Raw genomic sequence first — 22,601 nt, 5'->3', positions numbered from 1 at the left:
CGATGGATCTGCACACGCTCATCACGCTCACCACGGGCATCACCCTGCTGACGTGCGTCCTCGCGGTCGTCGGCCTGCACTCCTGGGCCACGGGCAAGGCACAGCGTCAGGCGCTCGTCGACCGCCTGACCGCCGCCGGCCAGGTCCCGGTCGGCGGCCGGCGCCGGCACTTCCCGAACCTGGACCGCCGGCTGCGGCGCACCGGGCTCGGCAGGAAGCTGGAACTCCGCCTGGCGGCGACGGGCCTGGACATCACCCCGGGTGAGTTCTTCGTCTACATGCTCGCCATGGTCGCCGGCCTGTGGCTGATCGGCCAGGCAGCCCTCGCCCCGTTCTTCGGCCCGCTGGCGGGCCTCCTCGGCATCGGGGTGGCGATCCAGTTCCTCAACTGGCAACGCCAGAAACGCATCGAGAAGTTCATCAACCAGCTCCCCGAGATGGCCCGGATCCTCGCCAACGCGACCCAGGCGGGCCTTGCTCTGCGCACGGCCATCGGCATGGCGGCGGAGGAGATGGAGGCCCCGGCGGGCGAGGAACTGGGCAAGGTCTCCGCGCAGCTCGCGGTGGGAGCGTCGCTGGACGAGGCACTCGACGAGATGGCGGACCGCCTCCCGTCCCGCGAACTCGTCGTCCTCGTCACCACCCTCGTCCTGTCCAACCGGGCGGGCGGCCAGGTCGTGAGCGCCCTGCGGAACCTGACGGAGACCTTGGAGGAACGCAAGGAGACCCGACGCGAGGTCCGCACCCAGCTCTCCCAGGTCAGCATGACGTCCTACGCCGTGCCGGTCCTGGGCGTGGGCTCACTGTTCCTGATGAACGGGGTGAAGGACGGCGCCCTGGACCGTATGACCGGCTCCCCCTTCGGCCAGGGGGCGGTCATCATCGCCTTCGCGCTCTACGCCGTCGGCTTCGTCCTCATCCGCCGCCTGTCCCGCATCGACGTCTGAGAAGCCAGGAGGGAACGGACCCATGGGACTTCTCCTCGCCCTGCTGATGGGCCTCAGCGTCTGGGGCATCTTCGCCGGCATCCGCATGTACCGCGCCGAGGCGAAACTGCCCGGCGACCTCGCGCTGGCGTTGGAGGTCGGCTCCACGCGTACGGGAGCGGTCGACTCGCTCATCGACCGCATGGGCATGCGCTACGCCCCCGCGGTGCTGCGCCTCATGGGCCCCAAGCAGGTGGCCAAGTACCGCCGCAAGATCGACCTGGCGGGCAACCCGGGCGGCCTGACGATCGACCGCTACGCGGCTCGCCGGGCGGTCTACGGAGCCCTGGGCGGGGTCGGCTTCCTGGTCTTCCTGATGCGGGGCCAACTCCTGGTGGCCTTGTTGTTGCTGGCCTTCGGCGCGTTCTGGACGGAGGTCGGCATCTGGTCGGCCATCCGTATCCGCAAGGACGTCATCGAACGGACCCTGCCGGACTTCCTCGACGTCCTCGCGGTCGTGGTGAGCGCCGGCCTCGGCTTCCGCCAGGCCCTGGACCGGGTCGCGTCCAAGTACGAGGGCCCCTGGGCGGACGAACTGCGCATCACCCTCCGCCAGATGGACCTCGGCATGAGCCGCCGCCAGGCCTTCGCGGAACTGCGCCGCCGCAACGACTCCGAGCAGGTCGCCATGTTCGTCACGGCGCTGCAGCAGGGCGAGGAACTGGGCGCGCCGATCGTCGACACGCTGGTGGCTCTCGCCAAGGACATGCGGCGCACGGATGCCCAGAACGCCCGCCGCAAGGCCGCCCGGGCCGTTCCCAAGGCCACGATGATGATCACGACCTTCATGGTCCCGGCCACGATGCTCCTCCTCGGCGCCGGCCTCATCCTCGGCTCGGGCACGGACTTCGGCTCGGTGACGGGCAAGTAGGGGGGCGGGCGACAGCATGCCGATGACAGGGGAACGCGCCGGGCTGCTGCGCCGCCGCCCCAAGACACCCGAGATCACCACCCCACCGGCGGGCACGGTCCTCCCGACCCACGCCCGCACGGGCGCACCGGACATCCCGGTGACGTCGGTCACACCGGCGTTGCCGCCGGGGTGGGAGGCGGTGGAGGGGGGTGGGGAGGCGGGCACGGGTGCCGGATACGTGGGCTACGCGGGTGGTAGGTCGGAGGGGCAGCCGAACGACGGCCCGGCCCTCTGCGCGGTCGGCCGGTCAGCCGCCGACGGCGCTGAGCCCCGACCGGGGCCACCCGCAGGCGACCACGAAAGCCGCACGGGTGGTGCGGGTGGGAACTCCATCCCGGCCGAAGGCCGGGACACGGGCACCCTCACGAGCCCCGCGATCGACATCCAGGTCAACGCCCTACAGGCACTGTCCCGACAGGTCTTCGGCTTCCGCCTGGCCATGATCGCCCTGGCCACCCCCACCGCCCTCCTCAACGCCAACGAGGGCCTCCCCACCCGCCTGGTCGGCGCAGCCGTAGTCGTCACCTTCATGACCTCCTACGTCCTCTTCAGAGACTGGGAACGCTTCGGCCCCCTCCTCCTCCGCCACCCCACCCTCCTCGCCGCCGACACCCTCTTCGGCGCCCTCCTCCTCATCTCCGCGGGCCCCGACAGCACCCTCGCCTACGTCAGCGTCTGCACCCCCCTCCTCGCCGGCCTTGTCTACGGCTGGCGAGGAGCCGCCGTCTTCGCCAGCCTCCAGGCCCTCCTGCTCCTCCTCATCCACGCGGCACAGGAGAACCCACCCCCCGGCCTCGCGGAGGCGACCCTCCTGCCCGGCCTCTGCGTCGTCGCCGGCGCCGTCGGCTCCAGCCTCCGTAACCTCATGCTCCGCTTCGGCGCGGCCACCCAGGCCCTCACCACCGTCCAGGCCAGGCTCGCCGTAACGGAAGCGGTCAGCGCGGAACGCGCCCGCCTGGCCCGCGAGATGCACGACTCAGTCGCGAAGACCCTGCACGGCGTAGCGCTGGCCGCGGACGGCCTGGAAGGCTCCACAGCCGCCGACCGGATGAACCCCACCCTGATCAGACAGCAGGCGGCACTGGTCGCCCGCTCGGCCCGCCGGGCAGCCGCCGAATCCCGCGAACTCCTGGCGGACCTGCGCCGCGAATCGGACCCGTCCCAGGCCACGGACGTCCTGGTCGAACTGGCCGCCCGCACCCGCGACTTCAGCGCCCGCACGGGTCTCACCGCCGTCTACCGCCCCACCGGCGAGCACTCCGTACCCCCCGTCCCACCCGCGGTGGCCCGCCAGCTCCTCACCATCGCCGCGGAAGCGATGGAGAACGCCCACCGCCACGCACACCCCACCCGCGTCGACGTCAGCGCGGGCGTCCACGGCGACCTGCTCCGCATCAGCGTCTACGACGACGGAAAGGGCCTTCCCCCCGGCACGACACTCGAACAACTCCGCCGAGCGGGCCACTTCGGCCTGGTCGGCATGGTCGAACGCGCCGCCTCGGTGGGCGCCCGCATCCGCATCGGCCGCGGCAGCCACCCCCAGGGAACGGAAGTCCGCCTGGAACTCCCCTTGGCGGCCCTGACCACCCCCACCGCATAACCCACGACACGAGAGGAGGCCCCCGATGCCGAACCAGCCGCAGCCACCGCAGAACCCGTTCGCCGACCTCCCGGGGCCCGCACAGCCGAGCCGCAGCCTCCGAGTCGTCGTGGCGGACGACAACCCCGTGGTCCGCGCGGGCCTCACCGCGCTCCTCTCCGGCCGCGCGGACATCACGGTCGTAGCGGAAGCGGCCGACGGCCTCCAGGCCTACGAGGCCGCCCACCAGCATCGCCCGGACGTAGTCCTCCTGGACGTCCGCATGCCCGGCGTGGACGGCATCTCGGCCCTCCCGTACCTGGTGGGAATCGCCCCGGTCGTGATGCTGACGTACAGCAGGGAGTCGGAGATCGTCCAGGAAGCCCTGCGCCGAGGAGCGGGCGGCTATCTGGTCCACGGCGAATTCACGGCCGACCAGCTGGTCGAGGCCGTACGGGACATCAAGGAGGGCAGGGCCCACTTCACCCCCACGGCAGCGGGCGCCCTGCTGGCCCGACTCCGCCAGGACCGGACCCCGACGCCCACCCTCCCCGAGGGCCTGGGCCAGTCATCAAATGCGACTGCATACGGAATTCCCCCCTCCGCAAACCCGCATACTCAATCTCAACAACCGCACCCACCAGCGAGTTTCACTCCACGCCCCACTCAGCGATCACCCATTTCTCCAGAAAACCTTTCGCAAGTGCAACCGCATGTGGGACAGTCATCGTCTGGATGGACGACGCATGGCCGCCCGGCTCCGGACAGGTCGCGTTTCCAACTGAGCACGAGGGAGGCAGAGATCATGGACCTCATCGCATCCGGCATGAACAACCAGCAGATCGCCGCCACGTGCTTCATCAGCGAGAAGACCGTCAAGAACCACATCAACCGCATCTTCGCCAAACTCCACAGCACCAGCCGCTCCGAGGCCGCAGCCAAATGGATCGGCACAGCACCGGACTCACACCGAGGGCTGGGGTGACCTTCGGTGACAGTCTGGGGAAAGACCCGCCCTGCCCCGCACGATTGGGCCCGGAATTGGGCCCTGGGGCCCTCTCACGGACGGCACCTCCCGCCGTACGTTCCTCCCGTCGAAAGCGACACAGCCGAAACCGGAGGGGAACACCATGAGCGACCTGATGCTGAAGACCGCCGTCGCGACCAAGGTCCGCGTGAACGGCTGGAAGAACACCACAGCCGAAGCGATGCGCCGCCGCGCCGGCGACAAGGGCCAGACGGCGGTCGAGTACCTGGGTATCATCGCGGTGGTGGTGGCGATCGTGCTGGCGATCACGGGCACGAGCATCGGCACGACGATCCTCAACAAGATCACGACCCTGGTCAACCGGGTCGGAAATTGACGCGACCTCGCAGGTACGGCGACGCCGGGCAGGCCTTCCCCATCTACATCACGGTGGTGGGGGGCCTGCTCTTCCTTGCGCTCGCCTACTTTGCGGTCGGCCAGGCCACGGTGAACCGGGGAGGCGCTCAGACAGCGGCCGACGCTGCTGCACTCGCGGCGGCCCAGGACGCCCGGGACCAGCTCGCAGCCGCATGGGTCCTGTCCGTTCTCGACCCGGACAAGTGGCAGGACATCTTCAACGGCGACGTACCACTGGCCACAGACCCCTGCTCGCGCGCCAATCAGCTGGCCGACCGGAACGACGCCGACGTTCAGGGGTGCTTCGACGCCGGATGGCCCATGGGTTACGAGGTCAACGTGCAGACCAGGAAGCCCATGGGAGAGTCCATAGTCCCGGCCACAGCGCAGAAGAGATCGAGAGCAAGTGCCACAGCCGTCATCGAGCCTCTCTGCGAATTCAAGCCCCCTGCCGAGGACGCGGAGGACGATGTGCTCCCACGCCTCACCTGCGAGGGCGACAGGAACTGGGACCTGAACCCGGATGATCTCACCGACCTTCCGGAACCCGAGGAACTTTTCGACGTTCACCTGGCCGACTGAGAAGCGAACGACGAGTGATGAAGGAAGCGGAGAGATGAGTATGCGGTTCACCGGGCGGGCCCGCAGGGGGATGTTCGCGCTGACTCTGGCGGTCGGACTGGCCCTCGGTACAGTCGGCTGTAGTGGCGACGACGACAAGAAGCCGGACACATCGGCCTCCGCTTCCAGGGACCGCGGCTCTGCGCCGAGCGCTCAGGAGGGGAAGTCAACGGCCCCTCTGGCTGAGCTGAAGGGCAGGGACGGCCTACTTCTTCAGATCACGTCAGCGCAACGGGACGGGGGTGGATTCCTCACCGTGAACGCCCAGTTCAAGAACGACGGATCCGGTTCGCTGACCATCCCCGCCGAACTGCGCGGTGACGAGACGGAGATCCTCAAGCACGGTACGTCGCTCGGCGGCGCGACGCTGGTCGACTCGGGAGGGAAGAAGCGCTACTACGTGCTGCGTGACACGGATGGTCGGCCGCTCACGACCACGGGCCTCACCACCATCGAGTCCGGACAGACGATCCCCGTCTTCATGCAGTTCCCGACGCCCCCTTCGAGTACCACCGACGTCACTCTCCAGATCCCGACCTTCGCCAGCGCCCCCATCAAGATCTCCGGATGAGGCCGGCCATGACCCCCACACGCCCCCGACCGACAACCCCACGCCTCGCCCTGGTCCTCACCGCCGCCACCCTCATGGTCGCCACCAACATCTACGGCGCCGTCTCGGCCCACGCCGACGAAACCCCCGGCGTCCCCCCAGGCACCGAGGCCTCCCCCTCCGCCCCCGTAGAGGTCGACCCCAACGACCCCGACCTCAAACTCCCCGAGGGCGCCACCCTGGCCTCCGCCAAGGTCCTCGACATCAAACAGGTCGTAGAAGACCAAAGCGGCGACGAACGCCGAGAAGACACCAACGCCGACGTCAAGTTCGCCCTCCAGGCCGAGGTCCTCTTCGGCAAGGACAGCGCGAAACTCAGCGCGGAGGCGAAGTCCCGGATCTCCGCGATCGCCGAGGAGATCAAGACACAGAACGCGACGAAGATCCGGGTCTTCGGCTTCACGGACAACCTGGGCTCCTCGGCCCACGGCGACGTCCTGTCCAGGAAACGCGCCGACGCCGTACAGAACGTCCTGGACCAGGAACTGACCGACTCCGACGTCACCTACGAGGTACGCGGCTACGGCGAGCAGTACCCCATCGCGGACAACTCCTCGGAACCCGGCCGCAAGAAGAACCGCCGCGTCGAGGTCTCCTTCCCCCGCTCGGAGAGCTGAGTCACCCGCACCCACTCACCCGGGGCCCGTTCAAGTTGGGCCAGGGGTGGGCCCGGGGGCCCATGTGTCAGCGTTCGATCCTCATTAGCGTCAGCCGGGCGCCTCCCTCGAATGCCCGCCCCGCTGAACCGAGGTCACACATGGCCGGTACCGGTAACTCGATACCCCCGAACGGGATGTGGGGTGCGCAGAACACCCCTCCCTGGGAACGACGTTCGCCGTTGCCAAGGGAGTTGGGCTGGGCGCAGGTGCTGCTGTGGGTGCAGTTCGCGCTGACGGCGCTGTACGTGGTCACCGTGCTGTCGGTGGTGTCGTTCTACTCCGGTGAGATCTTCGGGATCCTGGTGTACGACTCGCTGCCCAGCGTGGCCGGGGTCTGTCTGGCCCGGCGCCTGTGGCGGGGCGGGGTGTGGACGAGCCGCGCGCTGATCGGCGTACAGGCGTGGATCGTGTGGCTGTCGTTCGGCACGCTGACGCACGGTGATCTGCGAGGCATCACGCAGGCGGCGATGCCGGTGGCGGTCATCGTGCTGTTGCGTCGAGCCCGGTCGCGGGAGTGGTTCGAAGCCGCTCCTCAGGACAGGGAGGAGCGGCGGGCGTTCAGCCTGGAGAGGATGATCCGCTGGCGCCGGGACGAGGGCCAGACCGCGGTGGAGTACGCGGGGCTCGTAGCGGTCGTCGCCGCGATCATCCTCGCACTGTCGGTGGGCGGCCTCGGCGGGCGCATCGCCGACGGCATCCGGTCGGCGGTCTGCTCGGTGACGGGCACGGCCTGCGCCGCTCCGCAGGGCGATGGTGCGCAGACGGGTGCGGCCGGGGACGACGACGATGCCCGTAACGGTGGTTCGGACGCCGGCGCCGACGCTGGCAACGGCGCTGATCCAGAGGGTGGCGCGGACGCGGCCGGCGGCGCGGATGCGGCTGGTGGCGCGGGGGCAGACCGTGGCTCGGGCGCGAACGGCGAGGCGGGTGCCGAAGGCGACTCGGGTACCCAGGGCGGTTCGAGTGGACAGGGAGGCACGGGCGCCGGTGGTGGCACGGGCGGCAACAACAGCGGCGGCCGTCCGGCGTGGTCGACTCAGATCATCACCCATGAGGGCGCGGAGCCGGGCGATACGGTTCCGCTCGCTCCGGGTCCCTTCGACGACAAATCCCTCTGGGACGCCGTTCATGACCAGGAACGTCATGACAGGACGTTCATGGACCACGTCCGGGGCTTCTTCGTGGCACCGACCAAGAGCTTCCTGGCCGGCACCATGGACTTGGTGAGCGACCCCGTCGGCTCGATCAAGGACACCTGGAACGGCCTGAAGGGCTACACCACGAACTGGTGGGGCGACAAGGCCGACGAACTGGGCAAGGAGTGGGACAAGGGGAACTACGTCTCCTCCGTATGGGGCTGGGTCAACTCGCCCGAGGACTTCGTGTCCGACCTGGCGACCGACACGTTCGTCGACAAGGAGAACTGGAAGAAGGGCAACTACGGGGCCTCCATCGGCAACACCGTGGTCAACGTCGTCGGCATCTTCAGCCCGAAGACCATCACGAAATTCACCAAGTTCAAGAAGCTGGCCGAGATCGGTGAATCCCTCGACAAGGCGGCGGACGCTGCGGAGGCGGCCCGCAAGGCCGCCAAGGCGGGCGATGCCGAGGGCGCTCGGAAGGCGGCGAAGGACGCCGACGAGGCGGCGGACGCAGCCGAAAAGCAGGCCCGCGATTCGGGCTGCACCATCGCGGCGCCGACTCGCCGGATCCCGTACGGCGACGGCCCGCCCGGAGCCACCCCTGGCCCCCTCACCGGATCCTCCGGCGCAGGCACCACGGTCATCGCCGCCGGCCCTTCCGGCTACCCGTACGTCATCCTCGCCGAGGACGGCTGCGACGAGGAGGCCAAGCAGCAGGCCCAGGACGCCCGCAAGCAGGCCGACGAGGCGGACACGGCCGCGGACGGGGCCGAATTGGCGGATCGCCATGAGGCCGCCAGAAAGGCACTCGAGGACGAGGGCGTCCAGCACGCACCGCGGAAGATCGACGAGTTCGTTCAGCAGGCGAAGGACAACCCGGACCCGGACAAGAAGGAGATCGGCAAGGAGGACGCGGCTCAGGCGCTGGATGAGATCTCCAGACTGGCCGGGACGAAGAGCATCTCCAAGGAGGCACGTTCGTCGCTGACCAGCAAGGTCACGAACGCCAAGAACACCGACGAGCTCAGTCAGGCACGTGCTGAACTGAACGCCGTCCAGCGAGCAGCCGACGGCGAGGCAGTACCTGGCACGACCGTGCACACCGCTGTCGGCAAGGACTTCGGCAAGGAGAACGTCGATCTCGGCAACGGCGAAACGGTGAACATCTCCGAGATCAACGACGCCGACGTGCTCTATCGGGGCAAGGACGGCAAGGTCCACGCCGTGGAGGTCAAGAACACGGGCAATGCCACCATCAAGGCCGACTTCGAACGGCAGGTCGAGGATCTGGCTGATTGGGAGGGGAAGGGCGGCGCAGGCAGGGCGACGCGTGTCGAGATCGAGACCACGGACAAATGGACCAATATCTTCAGCGGCTACAAGAGCGGAAAGCGGGACGGCGTCAAGTACAAGCCTGAAGGGACACCGGCCGGAACCATGGCGAAGAACGGGGTACCGGTACGGATCGCGGGGACGGACATCTCCCCGAGTCAGCTCAAGCGGATGGAGACAGAAATCCAGGCCCGGAAGCAGGCTGGGACGATGAATTGGTCCAGGATGAAGACCCCGAAGGAAGCAATGGATTACCTGGGCGTCTCGTGACGCCAGCGCCTCGGGGGAGCTGCCGGGGCACGGACGGAGAGCGACTAGTGGACACCTACCTGCTGCCCGCCGCCATGCGCGAGCTGCCACCGCCTTGGCACGATCTGACCTACCGCAGGTCTCAGGCTCTGGAGGCACTTGCCCCCACGGAGGAGCGACGTGAGCAGGCCCGGCACGTGCTGCGCGCGTGCCTGCCCGCCCGACGGCAGAGTGTGCATGACTGGGACGAGGAACTACGGGATTTCTACGACGACCGCGATGACCACACCTTGGACGAGGCGGACGCCTGGCTGACCCGCACCATGCCGACCACGTCCCAGGTCACTCGGGAGCGAGTGGCGCGGGTGGTCGGAGCCTGGGCTGACATGGGGATCCCCACGGTGCCTGAGCCCCCGACTGAACAGTGGGTCGACGAAGTGGCGGCAGAGTGGGCCGCCTCGGTGCGGCAGGCGCTGGCGTACGACGCCTTCTCTTTCATCGAGCGCGCCACCACCGCCGGATTGCGCAACGACGGGGAGGCTGAAGACGTCGCGCTGCTCGCAGCCGCGTTCGTGCGGGTCGGCGTGGCGGTCGAGGCGGCGGTGCGCGTGCTTGTCTCGCTCGGTCGTCCGCGCGGCGAACAGGCCCTGCGGGAACTTGTGAACGACGACGAGGTCAGGGACCTCCGCCCGTATGTGCGTTCCCGGCTTCTCGGGCTGCGCCGTCCGGTGTACGAGGCCCGGGCCCGTGAAGTCACCCGCGACGAGGAGCCGCTGCTGCCCCAAGGGCTGCGGGGCCTTCCGTATTCCTGGCAGAACGACTTCGACTGGGGAACGACCGAGCCGGATTCCCACGGCCTCGCCCAGGCGCGTTCGGCACTGGAGGCGTGTCTGACCGTCGAGCGGGTGCCGGACGACGGGCAGATGTGCACTGACACTCCGGCGGACCGCAGCGCCGTCGCCGAGGTGGTGCGTGCCCTGATGCCCTACCCACGGCTGGTCACTCGCGAGCGCATGAACGAGGCGTGGCGCGAGTGCCAGTCGTTGGGGTTCGAGTTCCGAGGCATGGACGCCGCCTGTTTCGCCGACGTCTGGTGCATGAGGATCGCCGACCGGGTCACCGCAGCCGTCTTCCGCTGGCTCGCCGACCTCCCGCAAGGCGGAGGAGTGGCAGACGACAAGGAACCGGCTGTCCTGTCGGCAACGGCCCTCTGGGCTGCGGGACTCGCCGAGCGGTGCGCCCGGTGCGGCAGCGCGGTACAGGAGGCCATCTGGTTCCTCCACCGCACGGATGACGTGCCGAGCAGCCGTGAAGCCCTGGCACGACTGGCCTTCGACCCGAGCCTGCCGGCCACGACGAGGAATACCGCGCAGGAGTGGGCGCCATGATGCCCTGCACCCGTTGCTGGACCCTGAAATTCCCGCACCCCCGGCACACTGCCGGGCGGGTCTACCCGAAGGTGGATGACGAGACCTACCGATGATCTATGACCTGCTGCTGGTCGGGCCGCCGGTGTCCCCCATGTCACTCGCCGAGGCTCTGGCGGGAGCCGTGAGACCAGAAGGCGCAGACGTGGACGTGGCCGACCGGGACGGCGACCAGAGCCAACGCGACTGGACCGCACCCGTCCTCTGCGGCTACAGCAGACTGCGAGGCGACCTGTCGTTGGCCCTGGACATCTACGTAGAGGACGCCTTGGTCAACGAGGCGCCGCCCGAGCCCGAACTCGCTCGACGCTTGGCGGCAGCGCTGGGTGTTCCCGTCCTGTACCCGGCCGAGGTGGACCTTCCGCCGTCGGCATACTGGCTGGCGACCTCTTCGGGACAGTCCGTCCGCGCCCGTCTGCTGTCCTCGGACGACGAACCACCCGTGCACGTGATCGACGCGGTCGAGGCGAAGGTCCCCGGCCTGCCCCGGGCAACCGTCGAGATCCTCCCGGAGATCCTCGAAAGAGACCCCATCCCCACCCCCGTCTCCGACACCGCCCTCGCCACACTCCCCCCAGGCACGGCAGCGAGCGCAGAAGGCCATGTGCACTACTACCTACGCGTCTGGGAAAGGCTGACCCACGCCCTGGAAGGCCTCATCCCGGAGCCGGGCGAGCCACACGCGGACCCCCTACGGGACGCGGTCACCCGCCTCGACCGAACCTTCGGCGAGCACACCGTCCCCGACCCCACACAAGACAACGCGGAAGCGGCCCCGTGGTGGCAGAACCGCGTCCCTCGCCACATTCCCTGGTGAATCACCAACAGGGCACCACCTGGGCATCGACTATCGACTGACGGGACGCCGGGGAGGGACCTTAATGAATGAGCCGGGCACGGAGCAGCCGAATGCCGAGGAGACGTGGGATCCGCAGATCGATCGGTGGCGCGATCCGGAGGGTGACTACGCCCTGCCCCGTGCCATGCGGTCCTTGCCACCGCCGTGGAACGAGTGCGACTGGGGTCGGATCGCGGAACTGCCCCGTTCCGAGGAGCGACTCGCGGAAGCCCGGCGAGTGGTGACCGTACTCCTCGAAGACCCGGAGCTGGCTCCGCATGTGCCTCAGCCACCGTCGCCCGGCCTGCTCCATCATGCGTGGGAGGAGTTCCATCAGGCCGTCGTGAAGAGCATGCCCCGCACGAGCCAGGTGACGTGGTCCGGCGCGGACGACCTGGTCCGCGCGTGGCAGGACCGACCGCACCTGTATCCGCTGCAACTGCACGTCGTACGGCACGTCGAAGCGGCGATGCCGGCCATGATCGCGTCTCTGCGGGACGACATCGCCGACTCGGCCATCGAACTGCTGACGGTGGGCGGACCAGAGGCCCAGCTGGCACTCAAGCGGCTGTCGGTGAAGCCGGGCGGCCCGGCAAACTGGGACAACGCGGAGGCGGCCCGGAGCAGGCTCCTCGGCCTGGGGAGTGAAGGTACGAGCGACTGACAGCAGTACACGTCGGACGACGCCCCCCCCGTGGACCTAACTGCCCTTCTCCACCACGACAACCTCCACCTGGGCACCTTCCCGCACCCCCCACTCACCCATCACTCCCATCCCCGCCTCCACCACATGCCGAGCCCGCAGCCGAGGCATCCCCAGCCGCCCCGGCCGCATGGTGCGTACGGCGATGACACGCAGGTGCCGATCGAGATAGGCGACATCGATCGGCATGCGCATCCGAAAGGTGTGCACGCCGTTGGCGGGGGACAGCAGAATCGCCCCGTCGATGAAGTCCCGCCCCAACAGCCCTTTCGTCCGGGCCCGATACGAGGTGGCGATCTCCAAGGGCACCCGGACAGACGGCCCCCCACCACCCCCACTCACGACCAACTCCCCACGCCCGTCCCGCCAGCGCCGCCCCATACGAGCCCCTTCCACCGTGCCACCTGCTACCTGTCACCGGCTGTCCGACTTTGCTGATTCATAGTTGAAACCGTGTTATGCAACCGTTACGGCCCATACCGGTCGGCGAATCGCCGCTTTCTCCCCATACACCGCGCCAGTTGACAACCCTCACCCTGGTGCGTCCCCACCCCGCTGTATAGCTTTGGTTCGCTCAAGAGAAGCCTCGCCTCTGACCGGGAGCCGACCGTGAACCGCCGCCCCACCCTCCTCGCAGCGCTCACGCTGACCGCCGCTGCGGCCCTGACGCTGTCCGCGTGCGGGAGCGATGACAGCTCCAAGAGCAAGGACAACGACAAGATCGCGGGAGCCGACACGGGAGAAAAGGCATCCGCCTCCCCCTCGGAGAGCGCCGCGGAATCGGCCGACCGGCCGAAGATCGACCTGCCGTCCGACCTCTCCTACACCTTCGACTGGCCCAAGTCCGGGGACAAGGAGAAGGACGCGGTCCTGGCGGACAGCGAGCAGTCCATCAAGGCAGTGGACATGGCGATCGCCAACCAGGACGCGCTCGACAAGCCGTACCTCTACTACTTCGAGGGTGAGGCGGCTGCCTCGACGCAGAAGTTCATTCAGAACTACGTCGATCACAAGGCTTCCATCACCGGCGTCTATCGCTTCTACGCCCCGGAAGTGGCAGTCGACAAGGACGGCACGGCGTCCCTCAGCTATTGCGAGGACCAGGGCAAGGCGTATGTGAAGTACCTCAAGACAGACAAGGTCAAGAAGACCGAGGTGACTGCCAAGAGTTACGTCATCTATCACACGTCGCTCAAGAAGAACGACAAAGGTGTCTGGGTGATTCAGAAGATGATTTCGCAGAGCGGGAGTGCCAAGTGCCGGCCCTGACACGTCCGTTGCGGACGCTTTCTTCGGTGGTCGTAGTCGGCACATGCTGGTCACTCCTCGCACTCCCAGGCGTGGCGCGCGCTGATGACACCCTGGGCGGCGACACACAGGGAAGCAACCAGGGGGCCGACGCCGACGACGACGGCACCCTCTCCGTGACCGCCGGCGGCGTCGTCTTCGACCGCTCCAAGAACGGCACGGGCAACTCCGCCGGTGCCCTGAAGTCGTCCACCTCCTGGACGCCACCGCCCTGCTGGTACGCCCCCAAGTACACGCCGGAGCAACTGCAGAAGACCCTGGAGCCGACCTGGGAAGTCGGTTCGACGGGGTACGAGTGGGACGCCGAGCAGCGCGACCGCTACGTCAACGGGCACCCGTACAAGGACTTCAACAAGGAGAAGACCGGCAAGGGCTACTTCTGGGACTCGTACGTGGACGAGAGTTTCCCTCCGGGGTGGGATTCCTGCGATGAGGACGTTTTCTGGGTGGACCAGGGCGATCCTCCGCCCGCCAACATCGAGAACGCCGTCACTCCCAAGATCCTCGCCGACCTCGCCTACGCGGAGATCCGCGTCCCCAGCACCAGGGTCACCCTGGCACCCGCCGCCGCGACCAAGGTCAACCTGCCGACCTGGTCCTGGCTGGACGCCGCCGACTTCAAGCCGGTCTCCGTCACCGCGTCCGTACCGGCCATCGGCATCACGGCGACCGCGACCGCCGTGCCGCAGTCACTCAGGATCGAGCCCGGCACCGAGGACGCCGTGACCTACCCGGACTCCGGCGTCTGCGAGATCAACAACGGCCGCATCGGCGAGCCCTACGCCAAGGGCAAGGCGGACCAGACACCCCCCTGCGGAGTGAGGTACCTGCGTTCCTCGGGCGACGGCACGTATCCGCTCCAGGCCACCGTCACCTGGAAGATCGACTGGACCGGCAGCGGCGGCGCGGGCGGTACCCTCCCCGACGGCACGTTCGGTGCGACGCAGGACGTCGTCGTCCAGGAGATCCAGGCCGTCAACCGCTGAGCCGGATCGATCCCACCCGGCACGTGTGCTGACTCGGAGGACAGAGAACTCGTATGAACCCCACCGAGCATGCCGTCGCCTGGGAGCATCCGCCGACCCGGCGCGCCTGGTCGATGCAGTTGGCTGCGAACGTGCTCGCTCTGCTCGGCTGGATCGCGCTGTGGACGGGCCTGTTGGCGATCCTGGTGGTCTTCGTTCCTCCCGGGTACACGATCCTCTTCGTGCCGTTCCTGCTGTACAGCTTCTACCGCGCGTTCATCCAGCTCTTCGTCTTCCCCGTTGCCTTCGGGATGAGAAGGGTCCTGCGGGAACACCCGTGGTGTCTGTACCGAGACGCCGCGCACGGCCTTGCCGATCGGCCCGACGTCGTCGGCAGGCAGTGCGGGTGGTTCGAGTTCCCGAACCCCGCCCGCCCGGAGGAGCGCCTGCCCATGGTGTTTCCCCGGCACTGGGGAGTGGGCTGGTGGCACCGGAGGATGGCTCCTCGCGCGGCGCCTGAGGTGAAGGCCCAGATCGGCCTGGTGTGGCTCGCGGGTGACCCTCGCTTCATCGGCGTGATCGCCGCGCCCGCCTCGGACGAGTCGACGCCCCGCCGATTCCGCTTCCTGAGCGGGAACACGGGATCGGACGGAGAGCGCAGTTCTCTCGCCGATCGGGGAGCTACCGCCGAGGACATCGAACGTGGCCGCCGCGCCGGCGTCCGCCTTGCCCGCTCCTGATCCGTCACGCGGCAAGGCTTCCTTGTCTGCCGCTACCGGCCCGGGTAGGAAGACCCCATGACCGAACTCGGCGCAGTATTCCGTCCGCAGCTCGCCCCCGAGCGGCTTCGTGCCGTTGCCCGTGTGGCCGATGAGACAGGCCTCGACCAACTCTGGCTCTGGGAGGACTGCTTCCGAGAAGGCGGTATCTCCACCGCCGCCGCAGCCCTCGCGTGGACCGAGCGCGTGCGGGTCGGGGTCGGGCTGTTGCCTGTGCCGTTGCGGAATGTGGCTATCACGGCGATGGAGGCGGCGTCGCTGCACCGGATGTTCCCGGGGCGGGTGATCGTCGGTGTGGGGCACGGGGTGCAGGACTGGATGGGGCAGGTGGGGGCGCGGGTCGAGTCGCCGGTGACGTTGTTGCGGGAGCATCTTGTGGCGCTTCGGGCCTTGTTGGGAGGGGAGAGGGTGACCACCGAGGGTCGGTACGTGACGCTGGACGACGTCGCGCTCGACTGGCCGCCGGAGGCTGGGGGAGGCGGGGTGCTGGCCGGGGCCACCGGGCCGCGGTCGCTGCGGCTCACCGGGGAGGCCGCCGACGGGACGATCCTCACCGCCGCCACCAACGCCGAGGGCGTGCGCAAGGCGCGGCAGCTCATCGACGCGGGGCGGGAGGCCTCCGGGCGAGGGGCCGGACCGCATCCCGTCGTCGTGTATCTGCTCACCGCGACCGGCACCGACGCCGCCGACCGGCTCCGTGCCGAGCTGGCCGACGAGGGGCTCGAGTCCGTTCCCGATCTGGGGGTCGCCGGGGACGCCGGTGCCGTCGCCAAGGCCGTCGGGCGGCTGGTCGAGGCCGGGGCCGACACCGTGGTGCTGCAACCGACCGGGGACGAGCCCGACCCGGAGGGGTTCGTGCGGTTCGTCGCGGAGGAAGTGCGTCCGCTCGTGCCCTGAGGGCCGTTGTCAGTGGTGGCTGACACACTCCGGGCATGAGTACTGCGGGCAAGAGCGGTGACGACGTGGACGTGCGGCTGCGAGCCGTGGTGGAAGCGGACCTGGAGTTCTTCCTGGAGTACGAGCATGATCCGGAAGCCGTCCGGCGGTCCAGGTTCACGCCCCGGCCTCGCGACGCGTTCCTGCGGCACTGGAAGGCCAACGTCCTCGGGGACGACACCGTCTTCGTGCGGACCGTGACCGTGGGCGGCGACGTCGCCGGCAGCGTCGTCGCCTGGTGGGACGGCGACCGCCGCTTCCTCGGGTACTGGCTCGGACGCCCGTACTGGGGACGCGGCATCGGCAGCCGGGCCATGGCCCTCTTCCTGGAGCGGGAGCGGAACCGGCCGCTGTACGCCGACCCCTTCAGTGGGAACGCCGGCTCCGTTCGTCTCCTGGAGAAGCAGGGCTTCCGCCGCGACGGCATCGTCCGGCACGGAGACGACGAGCATGTCGTGCTGGTCCTGTCATGAGACCGCAGCGCACCTTCGAGGACCTCGTCGCCGAAGGGGCCTCCGTGCCCACGGAAGGCTGGGACTTCTCCTGGTTCGAGGGGCGGGCCACCGAGGCGCGGCCGTCCTGGGGGTATGCCACGTCGATGGCCGCGCGGCTGGGGCGGGCGAGTGCCGTGCTCGACATCCAGACCGGGGGAGGGGAAGTCCTCGACTTCGCCCTTGCCCAAGTGGCCCCCGCACAGCCCCCGCTCGCCGTCGCCACCGAGGGCTGGCCGCCCAACGTGGCCAAGGCGACCGCCCTGCTCCGGCCGCGCGGAGTCGTGGTCGTCGCCGCCCCCGAGGACGCGCCGCTGCCGTTCGCCGACGGTGCCTTCGACCTGGTCGTGAGCCGGCATCCCGTCCGCCCGCAGTGGGACGAGATCGCCCGGGTCCTCCGGCCCGGAGGGACCTATTTCGCCCAGCACGTCGGACCGGCCAGCGTCTTCGAACTCGTCGAGCGCTTCCTCGGGCCCCAGCCGGAGGACGTGCGCGGCGGGCGCCGTCCCGACCGTGAGCGCGCCGACGCCGAGGCCGCCGGGCTCGACGTCGTCGGTCTGCGGGCGGAGCGGCTGCGGATGGAGTTCCACGACATCGCCGCGGTCGTGCACTTCCTGCGCAAGGTCGTCTGGATGGTTCCCGGCTTCACCGTCGAGGCGTACGAGCCACAGCTCCGCGCGCTGCACGAGCGGATCCGGGCCGAGGGGCCCTTCGTCGCCCACAGCACCCGCCACCTCTTCGACGCCCGCAAGCCGGACCCACCCTCCCCTCGCCACCCCTGATCACGCGTGCGGCCTCACCGTCACCCTCCCCTCGCCACCCCTGATCACGCGTGCGGCCCCACCGTCACCCTCCCCTCGCCACCCCTGATCACGGTGCGGCCCCACCGTCACCCACCCCTCACCACCCCTGATCACGCGTGCGGCCCCACCGTCACGTCCCCCACCACCAACTCCGCCGTCGCCTCCAGCACCTCACCCACCCGCTCCGCCTGCTCGCCCAGCTCCCGCTCCTGCCGTGCCGTCAGCCGGACGAGCGGCTCGACCGTGACGGTCGTACGACGGCCCCGGCGCCGCTGGTGCCACACCCCCGCCGCCACGCCGTCGACGAGCAGCACCGGATAGTTGCCCGCCTGGCCGCCCGCGAGGGCGCGCCGGTACGCCGCCCCGGGGAAGAGCCGCTCGCGGGGCTGCCCGGCGATGACGTACGCGTCGAAGTAGGGGAGCAGCCGCACACCCCGAGGGGGCCCGTCGGGGAAGTCGGTGTCGCCCGCCGCCACCCACGCCGGTGTCCCCTCGAAGTCGACCTCCTCGATGCGGCCCGCGGCGGCCAGTTCTCCGAACAGGGTGGTGGCCCAGCCGGGCGGTGCGGCCAGCCACTTCGCGAAGTGCCGCGGGGTGGCCGGTCCGTAGGCGTGCAGATAGCGGCGTACGAAGGTGCCCAGCGCGTCGGGCACGGGCTCCGCGCGCGGCGGGCGGGTGTACGTCGCCTTGCGACCGCGGTTCGGGCCGAAGCACAGCGTGCCCGCCCAGCCCGCCCGGTGCATCACCTGCCGCCAGCGCGGCCACAGGTCCTGGAACGCCTCCACCACCCGGTCACCGGCCCACGGGCCCGTACGGGCCACGATCTCCTCGGTCAGCTCGTCGAGGGTCAGACACCTGCCGTCGAGCGCGTCGCCGATCGCCGTGATGATCTGGCCCGCCTGCTCCTCGGTGAGCCGTACGTCGGGTGGGAACGGGCTCGGTCCGGTCGGAACCGCCGTCAGGGCGGCGGACCAGAGGGGGAGTTCCGCCGCGGGGAGCAGATGTAGCGTGCCGCGCGGGCCGTACGTCTTGATCAGGGACCGGTCGTCCCAGAGCGCCGTCCGTACGTCCGCCCTTGTCAGCCCGGCCGTGCGCATTCCCACCGAGACCTCGGCCGCGGACAGCACCTGCGCGTGCGCGCCCGCCATCGCGCCGACCACCTCGGCGACCGGCGTGCCGCTCCCTGCCGGGTCGGCCAGGAACTGCCGCTCCGCCCGCCGTGCGCTCGCGGAGTCCCATGTGATCCTCACGGTCGTCGTCATGGGGCGACGTTAGGCGCGAATAAGGACAGAAACTGTCCTCTTGGGCCCTCGCTGGTGCGTCACTCCTTTCACTCACTCCACTTGCGCAACTTCCGTCGATGTTTTTCACATCGTTATCGCTCGCGACTCGCCTTCGGTGCCGCCGCTCACGTAAGTTCAGACCAAGGTAATTCGCGTCAGCAAAGCTGCGCGGGCGGTACCGCGCAGTGGAGGGGGCTGCGCGGTGCCAGGGCCTCCCTGTTGGGGTGGCGGCGCGGCCGCCGCGGGGTCAAGCCGGCGTTCGCAGCCGGGTCACCCGTCGGAGGGACGCCGGGGACAACTCGCCGAGCGAGTCTCAAGATGTGGCAAATCCCCCGGATCTTGCCTGAGGGTGCCCGATTTCGCTGCGTATCGGCCGTCTTTCCGTCGAGAACAAGCCACGAACGAGGGCTTCCGCGGGCATCGCCCCGTCGCCGGGTGGCTCCGGAGAGTAGTTGTGGCACGCCGATGCACGCAGCATCACTTACGAAGGGTTATGGTGGAAACCCCCCTCGGGCCGGTCCGTCTCCCCCCCACGGACCGGCCCGATTTTTTTGTGCGCCGGGGCGGGCCGGAGCATCGGCCGGAATCCTTCCCTCCGCACCCGTTGGCGGCCCGCGGGCACAGCGGGGGTAGGCTTCGCCTCCGGGGACTGCCGCACGGGCAGGGACCGCCCGCGGCCACGACCGGGCCGCACATCGCGGCCTGTCCGATCCTTACGGAGGGGCTGACAATCACGTGAACCTGCGCGACAAGCTGCGTGGCCTGCTGGTCAGGCTGTACGCACGCCGGGTGGAAGGTCACCTGGACCACGCTCAGGTGCCCAAGCACATCGGCGTCATCATGGACGGCAACCGGCGCTGGGCGAAGGCCGCCGGTTCCAGCACCGTCGACGGCCACCGGGCCGGCGCCGGGAAGATCGAGGAGTTCCTCGGCTGGTGCAGTGAGACCGACGTCGAGGTCGTGACCCTCTGGCTGCTGTCGACGGACAACTTCGACCGGCCGCAGGACGAGCTCGGTCCGCTGCTCGGCATCATCGAGGACGTCGTGCGCACCCTGGCCGCCGACGGCCGCTGGCGTGTGCACCACGTGGGCACCCCCGACCTGCTGCCCTCCGGGATGCAGACGGTCCTGAAGGAAGCCGAGGAGACCACCGCGCACGTCGACGGGATACTGGTCAACGTCGCCATCGGCTACGGCGGCCGCCAGGAGATCGCCTACGCCGTGCGCTCCATGCTGCTCGACGCGCAGGAGAAGGGCACCTCGATGGAGGAGCTCGCCGAGGCCGTCGACACCGACATGATCGGGCGTCACCTCTACACGAGCGACCAGCCCGACCCCGACCTGGTGATCCGCACCAGCGGCGAGCAGCGGCTGTCCGGATTCATGCTCTGGCAGACGGCGCACTCCGAGTACTACTTCTGCGACGTGTTCTGGCCGGCCTTCCGCAAGGTCGACTTCCTCCGCGCCATGCGCGACTACGCCGCCCGCCACCGGCGCTTCGGCGGCTAGAGCCCGCCGCTCGCCCGGATCGCGCCGCAGACGCGGGGCCCGGCACGCGCCGCCTCTGCCGTGTTGTCGCCGGTCGCGCCGTTGCCGTAGGTCGCCGACGCCCCCGCCGCGCGGGCGTGCGCAGCGGCCCGCTCCCCGGTGCTCGGGCGGCCGAGCCGTACAACGCTGAACTTTTCGCGGGAGGGCCAACGGTGCCCGGCCGCCGCCCGGGCACCGTGGTCACCGCACGTCGCAACACTTCCCGGTACCCCTCCGAAGACGCGCGTCACACGGAGTTCACCGGCTCGCCGTCATATGCCGTGGCATGGCGGCGCTCGTTCGAGGGCATAAGTCAGACAGGTCGACGCCCGAATCACGGGTGTCGTATCTCAGCGGACGGCACGGGGCCGTCCGCCCGGGAGGCCCTTTGCACCAGCCCGATCGTGCGGTCACAGCACGGACGAAGAAGGCGGAGGGCCGGTCCTCGGCCCGCGCAGGGCGGCCGAGCACCGGTCGGGATTTTTCCCACCCCTCCCGGTCCAGCTTCCACTCCGTCGCTCCCCGACCTCATCCGAGGGGGTACGTCCTTCCGTGGTGACCAGCACAAAGCGCCACAAGCCAGACCGGCGCACCTATGTCCTCGACACCAGCGTTCTGCTGGCCGACCCCAACGCCCTGAGCCGCTTCGACGAGCACGAGGTCGTGCTCCCCATCGTCGTGGTGACGGAACTGGAGGCCAAGAGGCACCATCCCGAACTCGGCTACTTCGCGCGGCAGGCCCTGCGTCTGCTCGACGACTACCGGATTCGTCATGGGCGCCTGGATTCGCCGATCCCGATCGGGGATCTCGGCGGGACCGTCCGTGTCGAGCTCAACCACTCGGACCCCAGCGTGCTGCCCAGCGGCTACCGCCTGGGGGACAACGACTCCCGCATCCTCGCGGTCGCCCGCAATCTGCAGGCCGAGGGGTTCGACGTCACCGTCGTGTCGAAGGACCTCCCGCTCAGGATCAAGGCGTCGTCCGTGGGGCTCCTCGCCGAGGAGTACCGCGCCGAACTCGCCATCACGGACTCCTCCGGCTGGACCGGAATGTCCGAACTGACCCTGCCGGGCGAGCAGGTGGACATCCTCTTCGAGGAGGGGCACGTCTACGTCCCCGAGGCCGCCGAACTCCCGGTGCACACGGGCCTGACCATCCAGTCCGAGCGCGGCAAGGCGCTCGGCCGGGTCACGCCCGAGGGCAACATCCGTGTCGTACGCGGGGATCGGGAGGCGTTCGGCATCAAGGGCCGCAGCGCCGAGCAGCGCATCGCGCTCGATCTGCTGCTCGATCCGGATGTCGGGATCGTCTCCATGGGCGGCCGGGCCGGCACCGGAAAGTCGGCGCTGGCGCTGTGCGCGGGTCTGGAGGCGGTGCTGGAGCGCCGTCAGCACCAAAAGGTGATGGTCTTCCGTCCGCTGTACGCGGTGGGCGGGCAGGAGCTCGGCTATCTGCCCGGCTCCGAGGCGGAGAAGATGAGCCCCTGGGCGCAGGCCGTGTTCGACACGCTGTCGGCGGTCACCAGCCGGGAGGTCATCGAGGAGGTCACCGCGCGCGGGATGCTGGAGGTCCTGCCGCTCACCCACATCCGGGGCCGCTCGCTGCACGACGCGTTCGTGATCGTGGACGAGGCGCAGTCACTGGAAAGGAATGTGCTTCTTACCGTTCTGTCCCGGATCGGGGCCAATTCACGGGTGGTTCTCACCCATGACGTGGCCCAGCGGGACAACCTCAGGGTCGGCCGCTACGACGGTGTCGTCGCCGTCGTGGAGAAGCTGAAGGGGCATCCGCTCTTCGCGCACGTGACCCTGAACCGGTCCGAGAGGTCCCAGATCGCTGCCCTTGTGACCGAAATGCTCGAAGACGGGCAGATCTGACCGTCCCGCCCCAAGCGGTGGTGGTTACGCAGTAGTTGGCGCCGTCCGAAAAGGCGAAGAGCCTAGCCGGGCGGCGCCTTCGCGCGTGAGGGTTTCCGTGAATCTCCTGCATCAAACGGGATGTGAGCTTTCACACCCAGCACAGAATTGCCTTGCCCCGTCGTGGTACGGCAGAGTCTCAGTCCTGT

At 69.2% G+C, this 22,601-nt stretch carries 22 protein-coding genes; 20 read left to right on the top strand and 2 right to left on the bottom strand.

The window, feature by feature from the left end:
* The first annotated feature begins 2 nt into the window (after window positions 1-2).
* From NNW99_RS12455 to NNW99_RS12400, 12 genes are all read left to right on the top strand, one after another.
* On the top strand, window positions 3-947 hold the full coding sequence (locus NNW99_RS12455; protein ID WP_215118884.1) for a type II secretion system F family protein: 945 nt from the start codon (window positions 3-5) through the stop codon (window positions 945-947).
* A gap of 22 nt (window positions 948-969) precedes the next feature.
* On the top strand, window positions 970-1,857 hold the full coding sequence (locus NNW99_RS12450; RefSeq protein WP_193481765.1) for a DUF5936 domain-containing protein: 888 nt from the start codon (window positions 970-972) through the stop codon (window positions 1,855-1,857).
* A gap of 16 nt (window positions 1,858-1,873) precedes the next feature.
* Complete coding sequence (locus NNW99_RS12445) at window positions 1,874-3,499, top strand: sensor histidine kinase (protein WP_251057768.1); 1,626 nt, start codon at window positions 1,874-1,876, stop codon at window positions 3,497-3,499.
* Between the two features lie 25 nt (window positions 3,500-3,524).
* Complete coding sequence (locus tag NNW99_RS12440; protein ID WP_215118882.1) at window positions 3,525-4,463, top strand: response regulator transcription factor; 939 nt, start codon at window positions 3,525-3,527, stop codon at window positions 4,461-4,463.
* 145 nt (window positions 4,464-4,608) lie between these two features.
* Entirely contained in the window at window positions 4,609-4,842 is a 234-nt protein-coding gene (locus NNW99_RS12435; RefSeq protein ID WP_215118880.1) for a Flp family type IVb pilin, read from the top strand.
* A complete protein-coding gene (locus tag NNW99_RS12430; RefSeq protein ID WP_215118878.1) occupies window positions 4,839-5,444 on the top strand; it encodes a pilus assembly protein TadG-related protein in 606 nt (201 codons plus the stop codon). Before NNW99_RS12435 ends, NNW99_RS12430 begins: the two co-directional genes overlap by 4 nt.
* A gap of 34 nt (window positions 5,445-5,478) precedes the next feature.
* Window positions 5,479-6,054: a hypothetical protein gene (locus tag NNW99_RS12425; protein WP_215118876.1), complete on the top strand. Its 576-nt coding sequence runs from the start codon at window positions 5,479-5,481 to the stop codon at window positions 6,052-6,054.
* A gap of 8 nt (window positions 6,055-6,062) precedes the next feature.
* Entirely contained in the window at window positions 6,063-6,710 is a 648-nt protein-coding gene (locus NNW99_RS12420) for an OmpA family protein (protein ID WP_215118875.1), read from the top strand.
* Between the two features lie 62 nt (window positions 6,711-6,772).
* On the top strand, window positions 6,773-9,496 hold the full coding sequence (locus tag NNW99_RS12415) for a Flp family type IVb pilin (RefSeq protein ID WP_215118873.1): 2,724 nt from the start codon (window positions 6,773-6,775) through the stop codon (window positions 9,494-9,496).
* A gap of 47 nt (window positions 9,497-9,543) precedes the next feature.
* Complete coding sequence (locus NNW99_RS12410; RefSeq protein WP_215118871.1) at window positions 9,544-10,863, top strand: hypothetical protein; 1,320 nt, start codon at window positions 9,544-9,546, stop codon at window positions 10,861-10,863.
* 91 nt (window positions 10,864-10,954) lie between these two features.
* On the top strand, window positions 10,955-11,719 hold the full coding sequence (locus NNW99_RS12405) for a hypothetical protein (RefSeq protein ID WP_215118869.1): 765 nt from the start codon (window positions 10,955-10,957) through the stop codon (window positions 11,717-11,719).
* A 64-nt stretch (window positions 11,720-11,783) separates the two neighbouring features.
* Entirely contained in the window at window positions 11,784-12,404 is a 621-nt protein-coding gene (locus NNW99_RS12400; RefSeq protein WP_215118867.1) for a hypothetical protein, read from the top strand.
* A 36-nt stretch (window positions 12,405-12,440) separates the two neighbouring features.
* Here the strand turns inward: NNW99_RS12400 and NNW99_RS12395 are convergent, their stop codons facing one another.
* The gene (locus NNW99_RS12395; RefSeq protein WP_215118866.1) at window positions 12,441-12,824 is read right to left on the bottom strand and encodes a DUF192 domain-containing protein; all 384 of its coding nucleotides are present in this window, start codon (window positions 12,822-12,824) and stop codon (window positions 12,441-12,443) included.
* A gap of 228 nt (window positions 12,825-13,052) precedes the next feature.
* Between NNW99_RS12395 and NNW99_RS12390 the strand changes: the two genes are divergently transcribed.
* Genes NNW99_RS12390 through NNW99_RS12365 form a run of 6 tightly spaced genes read left to right on the top strand, consistent with a single transcriptional unit; the run spans window position 13,053 to window position 17,704 of the window.
* A complete protein-coding gene (locus NNW99_RS12390; RefSeq protein WP_215118865.1) occupies window positions 13,053-13,712 on the top strand; it encodes a hypothetical protein in 660 nt (219 codons plus the stop codon).
* Window positions 13,700-14,737: a hypothetical protein gene (locus NNW99_RS12385; RefSeq protein ID WP_370869132.1), complete on the top strand. Its 1,038-nt coding sequence runs from the start codon at window positions 13,700-13,702 to the stop codon at window positions 14,735-14,737. Before NNW99_RS12390 ends, NNW99_RS12385 begins: the two co-directional genes overlap by 13 nt.
* Before the next feature lie 53 nt (window positions 14,738-14,790).
* The gene (locus tag NNW99_RS12380) at window positions 14,791-15,456 is read left to right on the top strand and encodes a hypothetical protein (RefSeq protein ID WP_215118861.1); all 666 of its coding nucleotides are present in this window, start codon (window positions 14,791-14,793) and stop codon (window positions 15,454-15,456) included.
* 57 nt (window positions 15,457-15,513) lie between these two features.
* Window positions 15,514-16,392 (top strand): LLM class flavin-dependent oxidoreductase, encoded by an 879-nt coding sequence (locus NNW99_RS12375; protein ID WP_215118859.1) that lies wholly within the window; start codon window positions 15,514-15,516, stop codon window positions 16,390-16,392.
* A gap of 35 nt (window positions 16,393-16,427) precedes the next feature.
* Window positions 16,428-16,904 carry a GNAT family N-acetyltransferase gene (locus tag NNW99_RS12370; RefSeq protein ID WP_215118857.1) on the top strand — a complete coding sequence of 159 codons (477 nt, stop codon included), beginning with the start codon at window positions 16,428-16,430 and terminating at the stop codon, window positions 16,902-16,904.
* Window positions 16,901-17,704, top strand: a complete 804-nt coding sequence (locus tag NNW99_RS12365; protein ID WP_215118855.1) for a class I SAM-dependent methyltransferase — start codon at window positions 16,901-16,903, stop codon at window positions 17,702-17,704. The genes NNW99_RS12370 and NNW99_RS12365 overlap by 4 nt, the downstream gene beginning before the upstream one ends.
* A gap of 131 nt (window positions 17,705-17,835) precedes the next feature.
* Here the strand turns inward: NNW99_RS12365 and NNW99_RS12360 are convergent, their stop codons facing one another.
* Window positions 17,836-18,987, bottom strand: coding sequence for a winged helix DNA-binding domain-containing protein (locus NNW99_RS12360; RefSeq protein WP_215118853.1), 1,152 nt, complete (start codon window positions 18,985-18,987; stop codon window positions 17,836-17,838).
* A 756-nt stretch (window positions 18,988-19,743) separates the two neighbouring features.
* Here NNW99_RS12360 and NNW99_RS12355 point away from each other — a divergent pair.
* Both NNW99_RS12355 and NNW99_RS12350 read left to right on the top strand, forming a co-directional pair.
* Window positions 19,744-20,517 carry an isoprenyl transferase gene (locus tag NNW99_RS12355; RefSeq protein WP_189722993.1) on the top strand — a complete coding sequence of 258 codons (774 nt, stop codon included), beginning with the start codon at window positions 19,744-19,746 and terminating at the stop codon, window positions 20,515-20,517.
* 570 nt (window positions 20,518-21,087) lie between these two features.
* On the top strand, window positions 21,088-22,413 hold the full coding sequence (locus tag NNW99_RS12350) for a PhoH family protein (RefSeq protein ID WP_215118852.1): 1,326 nt from the start codon (window positions 21,088-21,090) through the stop codon (window positions 22,411-22,413).
* Window positions 22,414-22,601: the final 188 nt, after the last annotated feature.

This window comes from Streptomyces sp. CRCS-T-1 (assembly GCF_024442335.1).
GTDB lineage: Bacteria > Actinomycetota > Actinomycetes > Streptomycetales > Streptomycetaceae > Streptomyces > Streptomyces koelreuteriae.
This window is presented reverse-complemented; position numbering and strand designations above follow the sequence as displayed.